This is a genomic window from Pseudomonas orientalis, assembly GCF_001439815.1.
Classification (GTDB): domain Bacteria; phylum Pseudomonadota; class Gammaproteobacteria; order Pseudomonadales; family Pseudomonadaceae; genus Aquipseudomonas; species Aquipseudomonas orientalis.
The window spans coordinates 54,140-66,529 of the sequence record NZ_JYLM01000008.1 but is presented as its reverse complement, the minus strand read 5'-3'; the positions used below and the strand labels follow the sequence as shown (position 1 = coordinate 66,529).

Here is a 12,390-nt window from a genome sequence, read left to right as displayed (position 1 = left end):
AGGCAACAAATAAAGGGAGGGCCATGGTAGCGCATCCCCGTCGCAAGACAAGCCATAGCCTTTACGGTATATAGGCAGGCCTATATGTTTCTATTTTTTTAAGCCACGGATTTTGCCCTTTTCTGGAGCCGTACATGCAGTTACGACCACTTGCCCTCCTCGCCCTGTTCAGTTTCCTGGTCGCCTGCAGCAGCGAAGCCCCCAAGCCGGCCGCACCTCAGCCAACACCCGCACAAGAGAAAAAAGTCCCCGGCATCGAAGACTTGGGCCCCCTGCCCGCCTACCAGCGTGAAATCAGCGGTAACCTGACCAATGTGCCCGCCGGCGCCGAAGTCGAGCTTGCCCTGCTGGTGATCGACGAGCGTTCGCGCCCGCAACAACTGCTCGCCAGCAGCGTATTGACCGGCAACGGCAAGCCCCTGGCCTTTCGCCTGCGCTTCAATCCCGAAGCCTTCCCGGCCGGTGCGCGGGTCGAATTGCGCGGCCGCGCCAGCCAGTCCGGCCAGTTGATCCTGCACCTGCCCGCCGTGCGCGTCACCCAGGCGATCACCCAGACCACCGGCTCCCTGCAACTCGTCAAGGCGCCATGACGCCACCGTTGCACCTGCAACGCGCCCTGAGCGAGTTGATCGGCGACGCACACCTGGTGCCCTGCCCGCTGCCGGGCACCGAGCTGTCGTTGTGGTTGCTCGATGCCGACAACATGGACCGCGCCTTCAGCCAGGAAGAAACCCGGCGCATCCTGCACGAGCCGCCCTACTGGAGTTTCTGCTGGGCCAGCGGCCTGGCGCTGGCGCGCTACCTGGCGGCGAACCCCGCGTGGGTGGCGGGCAAGCGTGTGCTGGATTTCGGCACCGGCTCCGGCGTGGCCGCGATTGCGGCCGCCAAGGCCGGGGCATTGGAGGTGGTGGCATGCGATCTCGATCCGCTGGCGCTGGCCGCTTGCCGGGCGAATGCCGAACTCAATGAGGTGCAGATGAGTTATTCGACCGATTTCTTTGCCGAAGCCAATCGTTTCGACCTGATCCTGGTGGCCGACGTGCTTTACGACCGCGCCAACCTGCCACTGCTGGACCAGTTCCTGACCCGTGGCCGTGAAGCGCTGGTGGCGGACTCGCGGGTGCGTGACTTCCGGCATCCGGATTATCAGCGGCTTGAAGTCCTCGAGGCGATGACTCTGCCGGACCTGGCCGAGCCGTGGGAGTTTCGCAAGGTGAGCCTGTACCATTCGCGGCGTATTTGAGTCCATCGCGGGCAAGCCCACTCCCACAGGGAATGCATTTCAACTAGGAGAGCGGGTTCGTCTGCGACAAGGTCTTGAGTCCACGATGCTTTCAGCCAACCGCGCCAGCCCTTATAGTTGCCCCCATTCCCGCTTTATTCGAGACGCCTCATGAGTGAGCCCACGCCGTACATCTTCGACGTCACCACCGCCAACTTCGAGCAGGCGGTGATTCAGAACTCTTTCGAAAAACCGGTGCTGGTGGATTTCTGGGCCGAGTGGTGCGCGCCGTGCAAGGCGCTGATGCCGATGCTGGCGCAGATTGCCGAGAGTTATCGCGGTGAGTTGCTGCTGGCCAAGGTTGATTGCGAAGCCGAACAGGATATCGTGGCGCGTTTCGGTATCCAGAGCCTGCCGACGGTGGTGCTGTTCAAGGACGGTCAGCCGGTGGATGGGTTTGCCGGGGCGCAGCCGGAGTCGGCGGTGCGGGCGATGCTTGAGCCCCATGTGCAGATGCCGCCACCGGCTGCAGCCGATCCGCTGGAGCAGGCCCAGGCATTGTTTGCCGAGGGCCGCATCAGCGATGCCGAAGCCATGCTGGTTGCGCTGCTGGGCGAAGACAACACCAACGCCGCCGCGCTGATCCTGTACGCGCGTTGCCTGGCCGAGCGCGGCGAGTTGGATGAAGCGCAAACCGTGCTCGACGCCGTAAAAGGCGATGACCACAAGGCCGCACTCGCCGGCGCCAAGGCGCAAATCACCTTCCTGCGCCAGGCTGCCGACCTGCCGGACGCCGCCGACCTGAAAAGCCGCCTGGCACAGAATCCACAGGATGACGAAGCGGCCTATCAGTTGAGCATTCAACAACTGGCGCGCCAGCAATACGACGCCGCGCTGGAAGGCCTGCTCAAGCTGTTTATCCGCAACCGCAGCTACAGCGAAGGCCTGCCGCACAAGACCTTGCTGCAGGTGTTCGAACTGCTGGGCAACGATCACCCGCTGGTCACGGTGTACCGCCGCAAATTGTTTGCCGCGTTGTATTAAACCTCGCCCTGTAGGAGCGAGCTTGCTCGCGAAGGCCGTCAACGTTAACGCGGTCATCCTGAATGAACGCGGTGCCTGTGCGTTTTTCGCGAGCGAGCTCGCTCCTACGAAGCATCGATCCAGGTGTACAGCGGCGTGTCGGCGCCGCTGGTCACTTTCACTTTGGCGCTGTGGCGCAGGCGCACCAGCAGGCGCTTGCCCGCGGCAGCATCGCCGGCCAACCCTTCCAGTTGATCGAGCAGCTCCAGGCCGCTGAGCTGCCCGGCGTTGCGCAACAGGTCCTGGGCGTTCTGCCATAGATCCTCACTTTGCCTGACCGGTACCGCAGTCGACGCCGTCGGCACCGGGGCGGCCTGCAATTGCGCGCCCAGCCTCGCCCAATCGCTGTCGTCCAGCTCCAGGGTCAAGTCCACCGGCAGGTCGCCGACGGTTCCACGAATTCGCAACATCGTCCTTACTCCTGCATTTTTCTGACGGGCATGCTCCCACGCAGCTTGCGCAACGCCAAGCGGACGGTCAAACTCTCGTCGTCATTGTTATAAGATTACATAACAAAACTTTCATCTGTGGAGTCCTGTCATGCGCCGTCTGCTGCTTGCTTTGCCGTTTGCCCTGCTGCCTCTGGCTGTCGCCCATGCCCATGAAGATCACGACCATGAGCATGGCAGCCTCGGTGCTCACGAACACGGCGTCGGCCGCCTCAATGCGGTGCTGGACGGCCAGAGCCTGGAGTTTGAGCTGGACAGCCCGGCAATGAACCTGGTGGGGTTCGAACACGTGGCGACCAGTGCCGCCGACAAAGCCAAAGTCGCCGCCGCGCGCAAACAGCTGGAAAATCCGCTGGCGCTGTTCAACCTGCCCACGGCCGCCGGTTGCGTCGTCAGCTCACAGGAACTCAACAGCCCGCTGTTCGGTGACAAGCCGCAAGCCGATCACGATGATGACGACGATGGCGATGGCATTGACCATGCAACCGACGGCAAAGGCGCCGCCGCCCATGAGCATCATCATGACCACAGCGAAATCCACGCCCATTACCAGTTCACCTGCGCCAAGCCAGAGGCACTGAGCAACCTGGACCTGAGCCAGGTGTTCAAGACCTTCCCCGCCACCCGGAAAATTCAGGTACAACTGATCGGCCCGAGCGGCCAGCAAGGTATCGACGCGACCGCTACTGCAGCCACCCTGAAGTTCTGAGTTCACATGACCGATGCATTGATCGAACTGTCCGACCTGGGCTTCAACTGGCCCGGTCACCCGCAGTTGCTGGACATCCCCGCGTTCCGCCTGGAGCCGGGGGAAACCCTGTTCCTCAAGGGCCCCAGCGGCAGTGGCAAAACCACCCTGCTCGGCTTGCTTGGCGGTGTGCAGAAACCCAGCCGAGGCAGCATTCGCCTGCTCGGCCAGGAGCTGACCGAACTGTCTGCCGGTGCCCGTGACCGCTTCCGCGTGGACCACACCGGCTACATCTTCCAGCAGTTCAACCTGCTGCCGTTTCTGTCGGTGCGCGAAAACGTCGAGCTGCCTTGCCACTTCTCCAAACTGCGCGCACAGCGAGCGGCCCAGCGCCACGGCAGCGTGGACCAGGCCGCAGCCACTTTGCTTGCGCATCTGGGTTTGAAAGACCCGGACTTGCTCGAGCGCCGCGCCGATTCACTGTCCATCGGCCAGCAACAACGGGTGGCCGCTGCCCGTGCGCTGATCGGCCAACCGGAACTGGTGATCGCCGACGAGCCAACGTCGGCCCTGGACTACGACGCCCGTGAGGCATTCATCCAACTGCTGTTCGCCGAATGCCGCGAAGCGGGCGCCAGCCTGTTGTTTGTCAGCCACGACCAAAGCCTGGCTCCGCTGTTCGACCGCAACCTGTCGCTGGCCGAACTCAATCGCGCCGCCATGCCCGCAGAGGTTTGAGATGTATCTGTTTCGTCTGGCCATGGCCAGCCTCGCCAACCGCCGCTTTACCGCCATCCTGACCGCCTTCGCCATCGCGCTTTCCGTATGCTTGTTGCTGGCGGTGGAGCGCGTGCGCGTCGAAGCGCGCAACAGCTTCGCCAGCACTATCAGCGGCACGGACCTGATCGTCGGGGCACGCTCGGGCTCGGTGAACCTGCTGCTGTACTCGGTGTTTCGCATCGGCAACGCCACCAATAACATCCGCTGGGACAGCTACGAGCACTTCGCGGCCAACCCCCAGGTGAAATGGGCGATCCCGATTTCGCTCGGCGATTCCCATCGCGGTTACCGAGTGATGGGCACCAACGCATCCTACTTCGAGCATTACCAGTACGGTCGCAAACAAAACCTTGAGCTGGCCAGCGGCCGCGCCTTTGCCACCGACCCGTTCGAGGTGGTGCTCGGTGCCGAGGTGGCCGACGCCCTGCATTACAAGCTTGGCGACAAGCTGGTGCTGGCCCATGGCGTGGCGGTGGTCAGCCTGGTCAAGCACGATGACAAGCCCTTCACCGTGGTCGGCATCCTCAAGCGCACCGGCACGCCGGTGGACCGCACGCTGCATATCAGCCTGGGCGGCATGGAGGCGATCCACATCGACTGGCACAACGGCGTACCGGCCCAGGGCAAAGGCCGTATCAGCGCCGATCAGGCGCGCAATATGGACCTGACCCCGCAGGCCATCACTGCGTTCATGCTCGGGTTGAACAACAAGATTTCCACCTTCGCCCTGCAACGGGAAATCAATGAATTCCGTGGCGAGCCGATGCTGGCCATCCTGCCGGGCGTGGCGCTGCAGGAACTGTGGAGCATGATGGGCACGGCCGAAAAAGCCTTGTTCGTGATCTCGTTGTTCGTGGTGCTGACCGGGTTGATCGGCATGCTCACGGCGATCCTCACCAGCCTCAACGAACGCCGCCGCGAGATGGCGATCCTGCGTTCGGTGGGCGCGCGGCCGTGGCATATCGCAACGCTGCTGATCTTCGAGGCCTTCGCGCTGGCCCTGTCCGGCGTGGTGGCCGGCTTGGGTTTGCTGTACCTGTGCATCGCCGCATCGCGGGGCTATTTGCAGGCCAACTACGGCCTGGACCTGCCGATGGCATGGCCGAGCGAATATGAATGGACGCTGCTCGCCGGTATCCTGGCGGCGGCGCTGTTGATGGGCAGCGTGCCCGCCTGGCGGGCCTATCGCCAGTCGTTGGCCGATGGCTTGTCCATTCGTTTATGAGGAAGCTGTCGATGCGTCGTGCCCTGTTTGCCCTGTTGTTGCTGGTGGCCGTACCCGCCTGGGCCGAGGAGCAGCCCCGGGATTTGTCGTGGCAGGAAATGATCCCACCGGATGCGCCACCGGAAGTGCCCAATATGAAACCGCTGCACGACCTGTCGAACATGGCCGATTCCCTGTCCGTCGAGGCCGCGCCCGCCGCCAAACAGGACTTGCCCAACGCGCCGGTGGTGCAGAGCCTTGACGGCCGGCACATTCGCCTGCCGGGGTACATCGTGCCGCTGGAGGTGAGCGAAGAAGGCCGCACCACCGAGTTCCTGCTGGTGCCGTATTTCGGCGCGTGCATCCACGTGCCGCCACCGCCGTCGAACCAGATCGTGCACGTGAAAAGCGAAGTCGGGGTGAAACTCGATGAGCTGTACCAGCCGTACTGGATCGAGGGCGCGATGCAGGTCAAGCCGTCGTCCAGTGAGTTGGCCGATGCCGGTTACCAGATGGATGCCGAAAAGATCTACATGTACGAGCTCGAAGAATAATCACCGCCTGCGAACACACCGAAGATCAAATGTGGGAGGGGGGCTTGCCCCCGATAGCGGTGGACCAGTCAATAAATCTTTGCCTGACACTCTGCTATCGGGAGCAAGCCCCCTCCCACAATTTTTGCGGTGTGGTTTAACCTTTCATTGAGCTGAATCAAAAGATCGTACGGAACGATCTTTACCATTGGACGTACAACTTTTAACGTCCTTTTGGAGCTCCCATGAACAAGTCTCTGCTCGGCGCGTCCCTCTTCGCGCTCGCCCTCGTCGCCCCTGTCGCCCACGCCCACCAGGCGGGCGACATTCTGGTTCGCGCCGGTGCAATCACCGTGAACCCGAAGGCCGACAGCAGCAGCGTCAAGGTTGACCAGGGCCCATTGGCCGGCGCCAACCTGGGCGGCAAGGCGACCATGAGCAGCGACACCCAACTGGGCTTGAACTTCGCCTACATGATCACCGATCACGTCGGTATCGAACTGCTGGCCGCCACGCCGTTCGAGCATGATGTAAAGATCAAGAACACCGCCCTCGGCGCCGCCAACGGCAAGCTCGGCACACTCAAACACCTGCCGCCGACCCTGAGCGTCGTGTACTACCCGCTGGACCACCAGTCGGCGTTCCAACCCTATGTGGGCGCCGGTATCAACTACACCTGGATCTACGACGAGCACGTCGGCAGCCGCGCCGAGCAAGCCGGCTTCAGCAACTTCAAGGCCGAGAACTCCTGGGGCTGGGCCGCGCAGATCGGCGCCGACTACATGATCAACGACAAGTGGATGATCAACGCCCAGGCGCGTTATATCGACATCAGCACCAAGGCGACTGTGGATAACAACGCCCTGGGCCAGGGCACCCGGGCCAAGGTCAATGTGGATGTCGACCCGATGGTCTACATGGTGGGTATTGGCTACAAGTTCTAAACAACACTACAAAACCAAATGTGGGAGGGGGCTTGCCCCCGATGGCGGTGGACCAGTCAATAAATCTTTGACTGACACTCTGCTATCGGGGCAAGCCCCCTCCCACATTGGTTCTGTGTTGTTTTCAAGTGTGGCGGTAGAACCGGTCGAGCAACGCCGGCAGCCCTGCGCGCCACGCCCGTGGCTTGATGCCAAAGGTATGCAGGATTTTCTTGCAGGCCAGCACCGCATGCTGCGGTTCGTCCGCTGCATCCGGCCGCGCCGCGTGGGCCTGGGCCGTCGGCGACTCAATGGCCAGGGGGTGGAAGTTGCGCGCTTCGGTGAGGATCGCCTGGCCCAGCGCCAGCGGCGTGGTCGCCTCGTGACCGGCGTAGTGGTAGGTGCCCCACAGCGGCGCGGCGCAATCGAGTTGCTTGAGCACGGAAATGATCACTCGCGCCGCATCGTCCACCGGCGTCGGGTTGCCACGACGGTCGTCGGCCATCAACAACTCATCCGGCTGTTCGGCCCGGGCCAGGAAGCGCCCGAGGGTGCCGTCGACGCTGTCATCGAGCAGCCAGCCGAACCGCAGCAGCACATGCTGCGGGCAGGTGGCGCGTACGCTCTGCTCGATACGCCACAACGCCTGGCCGCGCAGGCCCAGAGGCACCGGCTCGTCTTTTTCGCTGTAGGCGGTGGCGCGGGAACCATCGAATACGCGGTAGCTGGACGGCTGCACCAGGGTAATGCTGTGGTGCTGGCACAGTTCGGCCAGGCGCTCGATGGCGAATTCCTGGGAAGCCAGGCGAGTTTCGCTGACGGTCTCGGCCTGGAACCAGTCGAAATAATAGGCGAGATTGATCAATGCATCGGGACGGGTGTCGTCGAGCAATTGGGTGAGGCTCGCGGCATCCCAGCCGTCTTGGGGCGGTTTGGGGGCGAGGAAACCGATGTCTTCCTCTGCACCGAGGCGAATCAGCGCCTGCCCGAGGGCATTCCCGCCGCCCAGTAACATAAGGCGCATTCGCATAGATTGAGCAGGCCCGGTCTGTTTGGAACGATGGTGGTTGTCGGCAGGCGCGTGAGCCTTGCCGTAGGTTTATTCCAGAATCGTTGCATTTTGCGGGTTTGTAGCGCAACCGTCACGGACAAAGTAGGTGTTTGCAACTTGTTGGAGCCGCCGGCATCAATCACTACATGAACCTTCCCGAATCGACGGACAGCGCACTGGACGGCTTCCACCCCGCCGTCAGCACCTGGTTTCGCAGCACCTTCCCCGCGGTGACCGCCGCGCAGGCCCGGGCGTGGCCGCTGATCCGTCAGCGCCGTTCAACGTTGATCGCCGCGCCGACCGGTTCGGGCAAGACCCTGACCGCCTTTCTCGCGGTGCTGGACGATCTGGTCCATCAGGGCCTGGCCAACGGCGGCCAACTGCCCGATGAAACCCTGGTGGTCTATGTTTCGCCGCTCAAGGCGCTGTCCAACGATATTCAGATCAACCTGCAAAACCCGCTGGCCGGCATCACCGAGCATCTTGAAAAACAAGGCCTGCCGCCGCTGGTGATCCGCACCGCGGTACGCACCGGTGACACGCCACAAAAAGACCGCGCGCAGATGCGCAAGCGCGCGCCGCATATCCTGGTGACCACCCCGGAATCGCTGTATGTGCTGCTCGGCTCTGACTCGGGCAGGCAGATGCTCGCCAGCACGCGCACGGTAATCGTCGATGAAATCCACGCGATTGCCGCCGGCAAACGCGGCAGTCACCTGGCGTTGAGCCTGGAGCGCCTGCAAGCCCTGTGCGCCGAGCCGCTGACGCGCATCGGCCTGTCGGCTACGCAAAAGCCCATCGACGCGGTGTCGCGGTTTTTGGTCGGCACGGGCCGCGAGTGCGCCATTGTCGACATAGGCCACGCCCGCCCGCGCGACATGGCTATCGAAGTGCCGCCGGTGCCGCTCTCGGCGGTGATGGCCAATGACGTCTGGGAACTGGTCTACAACCGCCTCGCCGAGCTGGCCAGTGAGCACCGCACCACGCTGATATTCGTGAACACCCGACGTCTGGCCGAACGCCTGGCGCGGCATCTGAGCGAGCGCCTGGGCAAGACGGCGGTAGCCGCCCACCACGGCAGCCTGGCCAAGGAAATGCGCCTGGAGGCCGAGCAACGCCTCAAGGCCGGTGAGCTGCAAGTGCTGATCGCCACCGCGTCGCTGGAGCTGGGGATTGATATCGGCGATGTGGACCTGGTCTGCCAGATCAGTTCGCCCGGCTCGATCAACGGGTTTCTGCAAAGGGTTGGCCGCTCCGGGCACCAGGTCGGCGGCACGCCCAAGGGCCGCTTGTTTGCCACCACCCGCGACGACCTGATCGAATGCGCCGCCCTCCTCGACTGCGTGCGCCGGGGCGAGCTCGACACCTTGCACATCCCGGTGGCGCCGCTGGACGTGCTGGCCCAGCAGATCATCGCCGAAGTCAGCGCGCGCGAATGGTCCGAAGCTGCCCTGCTGACGCTTATCCGCCGCGCCGCGCCCTATGCCGAGCTGGACGAGCGCCATTACCAGGCGCTGTTGCACATGCTCGCCGACGGCTACAACGGTCGCCAGGGTATCCGCAGCGCTTATCTGCACCGCGATGCGGTCACCCATACCCTGCGCGGTCGCCGTGGCGCCCGACTCACCGCCGTAACCAGCGGCGGCACCATCCCCGACAACGCCGACTACAGCGTGCTGCTCGAGCCCCAGAGCCTGAACATCGGCAGCGTCAACGAAGACTTCGCGGTGGAGAGCATCGCCGGCGATATTTTCCAGCTGGGCAATACGTCCTACCGCATCCTGCGGGTGGAGGCCGGCAAGGTGCGCGTCGAGGACGCCCACGGTCAGCCGCCGACCATCCCGTTCTGGCTGGGCGAAGCGCCGGGGCGCAGCAACGAGTTGTCGGCGGCGGTGGCCCGTTTGCAGGGGCAGTTGGACCAGTTGCTCAGCGCCAGCCCGGGCGATCTGCAACCGGCGCAGACATGGCTCACCGAGACGCTCGGTCTGAACCGCGCCAGCGCCGAACAACTGCTGGATTACCTGGCCCGCGCCCGCCTGGCCCTCAGCGCCTTGCCGTCCCGGGACACCTTGATCATGGAGCGTTTTTTCGACGCGTCCGGCGGCACCCAGTTGATCATCCACACGCCCTTTGGCAGCCGCATCAACCGCGCCTGGGGCCTGGCCCTGCGCAAGCGCTTTTGCCGCACCTTCAACTTCGAGCTGCAAGCGGCGGCCAGCGAAAATGCGATCGTGCTGTCGCTGTCCACCAGCCATAGCTTCGCGCTGGATGAGGTGTGGCGCTACCTCAACAGCAACAGCGCCGAACACCTGCTGATCCAGGCCGTGCTGGATGCGCCGCTGTTCGGCGTGCGCTGGCGCTGGAACGCCGGCGTGGCCCTGGCATTGCCGCGCTACACCGGCGGGCGCAAGGTGGCGCCGCAGGTCCAGCGCATGAAAAGCGAAGACCTGATCGCCAGTGTGTTTCCCGACCAGATTGCCTGCCTGGAAAACCTCGCCGGCGAACGCGAAGTGCCCGACCATCCGCTGGTGGAACAAACCCTCGATGACTGCCTGCACGAAGCCATGGACAGCGAGGGCTGGCTGGCCCTGTTGCGGCGCATGGAAGCGGGCGACGTGCGCATGGTCAGCCGTGACCTGCCGGCGCCCTCGCCAATGGCCGCCGAGATTCTCAGCGCGCGCCCCTACACCTTTCTCGATGACGCGCCGCTGGAAGAACGCCGCACCCAGGCGGTACTCAACCGCCGCTGGAGCGACCCGCAAAGTACCGACGACCTCGGCGCGCTGGATGCCGAGGCGATTGCCGGCGTAAGCGAGGAGGCTTGGCCCGCGCCCCAGGGGCCGGATGAAATGCACGAAGCGCTGATGAGCCTGGCCTGCATTGCAGAGCAGGAGGTCACACCTGAATGGGCGGAGTGGTTGCGGGGTTTGAACGAGGCCGGACGCGCTTATCCGTTGCCCAACGGCCTGTGGGTAGCCGTGGAACGCTTGAGCTGTCTGCAGGCTATCTACCCGCACGACATGGCGCTGCTGCCCGGTTTCGACGCGCCGTGGACATTCGATGAGGCCTTGGTGGAGGTACTACGTGCGCGCCTGGGCGGTTTCGGCCCATTGACGCTGCCCGAAATCGCCGCGCCCCTGGCGCTGCCGCCCGCCACCGTGGCCCAGGGGTTGGCGCGGCTGGAGCAGGAAGGCTACGTGCTGCGCGGGCACTTCAGCCCGGGCTGTGGTGATGAGCAATGGTGCGAACGGCACCTGCTGGCGCGTATTCATCGCTACACGGTCAAGCGCCTGCGCCGCGAAATCGAACCGGTGGCGCTGCAGGATTTCATGCGCTTTCTGTTCGACTGGCAGCACCTGTCCGACAGCACGCGCGGCCAGGGCAGCGCGGTGTTGCCGCAGATCGTCGGCCAGTTCGAAGGCTACGCCGCCGCCACTTCGGCCTGGGACAGTGACCTGCTCAGTGCGCGTATCAAGGACTATTCCTCGACCTGGCTCGACGACCTGTGCCGCAGCGGCAAGCTGGTTTGGACGCGCCTGAGCCACAAGGGCGGCGCCATGGCCTTGCGCAGCACGCCGATCGTGCTGTTGCCGCGCAGCCAGGTACCGTTGTGGAGCGGACTCACCGAACAGACCGACAGCACCACGCTGTCGCCCAAGGCGCAGAAAGTCCACTTGGCCCTGCGCGAACAGGGCGCGCTGTTTTTCGATGAGCTGGTGCACGAAGCCCATCTGCTGCGCAGCGAGCTGGAAACCGCGTTGCAGGAGCTGGTCGGTGCGGGGTTGGTGAATGCCGACAGCTTTGCCGGGCTGCGCGCCCTGACCACACCCGCCAGCAAACGCCAGGCGCGCAGCAGCCGGCGTGGACGCGGCGCCTTTATCGGCGGCATGGACGATGCCGGGCGCTGGGCCTTGATACGCCGCGCGCCAGCCGAGCCCGGTGCGCATTCGGCCGAGACGCTGGAGCATGTGGCGATGACCCTGCTGCGCCGCTATGGCGTGGTGTTCTGGCGCGTGCTGGACCGCGAAGCGGACTGGTTGCCGAGCTGGCGCGAATTGCTGCGCACCTACCACCGCCTGGAAGCGCGGGGCGAGATTCGCGGCGGGCGGTTTGTCAGTGGCCTGGCGGGGGAACAGTTTGCACTGCCGGAGGCGATCCCGCTGCTGCGTGAAGTGCGACGCCGGCCCCATGACGGGAGCTTGATCGCGGTGTGCGGGGCCGACCCGCTGAACCTGGTTGGTACGCTGCTACCGGGGACCAAAGTCCCGGCGGTGAGTGGCAATCGGATTGTGTACCGGGATGGGGTGCCGGCGGGGGTGATGGTTGGCGGCAAGCAGCAGGTGTTGCTGGAGGTGGATCAGCAGGCTATTCAGGAGAAGTTGCTCAGGTGGTGACTTTGAGGGCCTCATTGGGGGCAAGCCCCCTCCCACACTGGATTTGTGAACACCGTTCAAATG

At 64.0% G+C, this 12,390-nt stretch carries 11 protein-coding genes; 9 read left to right on the top strand and 2 right to left on the bottom strand.

What is annotated here, in order from left to right:
- Positions 1 to 134: 134 nt before the first annotated feature.
- From TU82_RS19430 to trxA, 3 genes are all read left to right on the top strand, one after another.
- Positions 135 to 590 carry a YbaY family lipoprotein gene (locus TU82_RS19430; protein ID WP_057724854.1) on the top strand — a complete coding sequence of 152 codons (456 nt, stop codon included), beginning with the start codon at positions 135 to 137 and terminating at the stop codon, positions 588 to 590.
- Complete coding sequence (locus TU82_RS19425; RefSeq protein ID WP_057724853.1) at positions 587 to 1,243, top strand: class I SAM-dependent methyltransferase; 657 nt, start codon at positions 587 to 589, stop codon at positions 1,241 to 1,243. The genes TU82_RS19430 and TU82_RS19425 overlap by 4 nt, the downstream gene beginning before the upstream one ends.
- A gap of 150 nt (positions 1,244 to 1,393) precedes the next feature.
- Positions 1,394 to 2,266: a thioredoxin gene (trxA, locus tag TU82_RS19420; RefSeq protein WP_057724852.1), complete on the top strand. Its 873-nt coding sequence runs from the start codon at positions 1,394 to 1,396 to the stop codon at positions 2,264 to 2,266.
- Positions 2,267 to 2,370: 104 nt separating this feature from the next.
- Here the strand turns inward: trxA and TU82_RS19415 are convergent, their stop codons facing one another.
- Positions 2,371 to 2,715 carry a hypothetical protein gene (locus TU82_RS19415; RefSeq protein WP_057724851.1) on the bottom strand — a complete coding sequence of 115 codons (345 nt, stop codon included), beginning with the start codon at positions 2,713 to 2,715 and terminating at the stop codon, positions 2,371 to 2,373.
- 130 nt (positions 2,716 to 2,845) lie between these two features.
- Here TU82_RS19415 and TU82_RS19410 point away from each other — a divergent pair, with 130 nt between their 5' ends.
- The 5 genes from TU82_RS19410 (at position 2,846) to TU82_RS19390 (ending at position 6,903) form a co-directional block, all read left to right on the top strand.
- Positions 2,846 to 3,463, top strand: coding sequence for a DUF2796 domain-containing protein (locus TU82_RS19410; RefSeq protein WP_057724850.1), 618 nt, complete (start codon positions 2,846 to 2,848; stop codon positions 3,461 to 3,463).
- 6 nt (positions 3,464 to 3,469) lie between these two features.
- The gene (locus TU82_RS19405) at positions 3,470 to 4,180 is read left to right on the top strand and encodes an ABC transporter ATP-binding protein (RefSeq protein ID WP_057724849.1); all 711 of its coding nucleotides are present in this window, start codon (positions 3,470 to 3,472) and stop codon (positions 4,178 to 4,180) included.
- 1 nt (position 4,181) lies between these two features.
- Positions 4,182 to 5,447 (top strand): ABC transporter permease, encoded by a 1,266-nt coding sequence (locus TU82_RS19400; RefSeq protein ID WP_057724848.1) that lies wholly within the window; start codon positions 4,182 to 4,184, stop codon positions 5,445 to 5,447.
- Positions 5,448 to 5,458: 11 nt separating this feature from the next.
- Positions 5,459 to 5,980: a DUF3299 domain-containing protein gene (locus tag TU82_RS19395; RefSeq protein ID WP_057724847.1), complete on the top strand. Its 522-nt coding sequence runs from the start codon at positions 5,459 to 5,461 to the stop codon at positions 5,978 to 5,980.
- A gap of 224 nt (positions 5,981 to 6,204) precedes the next feature.
- Entirely contained in the window at positions 6,205 to 6,903 is a 699-nt protein-coding gene (locus tag TU82_RS19390; RefSeq protein WP_057724846.1) for an OmpW/AlkL family protein, read from the top strand.
- Between the two features lie 124 nt (positions 6,904 to 7,027).
- On the opposite strand, the gene TU82_RS19385 is transcribed toward TU82_RS19390, so the two are convergent.
- Complete coding sequence (locus TU82_RS19385) at positions 7,028 to 7,912, bottom strand: sugar nucleotide-binding protein (protein WP_082632041.1); 885 nt, start codon at positions 7,910 to 7,912, stop codon at positions 7,028 to 7,030.
- Between the two features lie 167 nt (positions 7,913 to 8,079).
- Between TU82_RS19385 and TU82_RS19380 the strand changes: the two genes are divergently transcribed.
- Positions 8,080 to 12,327 (top strand): DEAD/DEAH box helicase, encoded by a 4,248-nt coding sequence (locus TU82_RS19380; RefSeq protein ID WP_057724844.1) that lies wholly within the window; start codon positions 8,080 to 8,082, stop codon positions 12,325 to 12,327.
- Positions 12,328 to 12,390 lie beyond the last annotated feature (63 nt).

What these genes read in the sequence shown, in the direction of transcription:
- TU82_RS19380 (WP_057724844.1), top strand. Translation starts at nt 8,080, where the DNA reads ATGAACCTTCCCGAATCGACGGACAGCGCACTGGACGGCTTCCACCCC.
- TU82_RS19430 (WP_057724854.1), top strand. Translation starts at nt 135, where the DNA reads ATGCAGTTACGACCACTTGCCCTCCTCGCCCTGTTCAGTTTCCTGGTC.
- TU82_RS19410 (WP_057724850.1), top strand. Translation starts at nt 2,846, where the DNA reads ATGCGCCGTCTGCTGCTTGCTTTGCCGTTTGCCCTGCTGCCTCTGGCT.
- TU82_RS19405 (WP_057724849.1), top strand. Translation starts at nt 3,470, where the DNA reads ATGACCGATGCATTGATCGAACTGTCCGACCTGGGCTTCAACTGGCCC.
- TU82_RS19395 (WP_057724847.1), top strand. Translation starts at nt 5,459, where the DNA reads ATGCGTCGTGCCCTGTTTGCCCTGTTGTTGCTGGTGGCCGTACCCGCC.
- trxA (WP_057724852.1), top strand. Translation starts at nt 1,394, where the DNA reads ATGAGTGAGCCCACGCCGTACATCTTCGACGTCACCACCGCCAACTTC.
- TU82_RS19385 (WP_082632041.1), bottom strand. Translation starts at nt 7,912, where the DNA reads ATGCGAATGCGCCTTATGTTACTGGGCGGCGGGAATGCCCTCGGGCAG.
- TU82_RS19425 (WP_057724853.1), top strand. Translation starts at nt 587, where the DNA reads ATGACGCCACCGTTGCACCTGCAACGCGCCCTGAGCGAGTTGATCGGC.
- TU82_RS19415 (WP_057724851.1), bottom strand. Translation starts at nt 2,715, where the DNA reads ATGTTGCGAATTCGTGGAACCGTCGGCGACCTGCCGGTGGACTTGACC.
- TU82_RS19390 (WP_057724846.1), top strand. Translation starts at nt 6,205, where the DNA reads ATGAACAAGTCTCTGCTCGGCGCGTCCCTCTTCGCGCTCGCCCTCGTC.
- TU82_RS19400 (WP_057724848.1), top strand. Translation starts at nt 4,182, where the DNA reads ATGTATCTGTTTCGTCTGGCCATGGCCAGCCTCGCCAACCGCCGCTTT.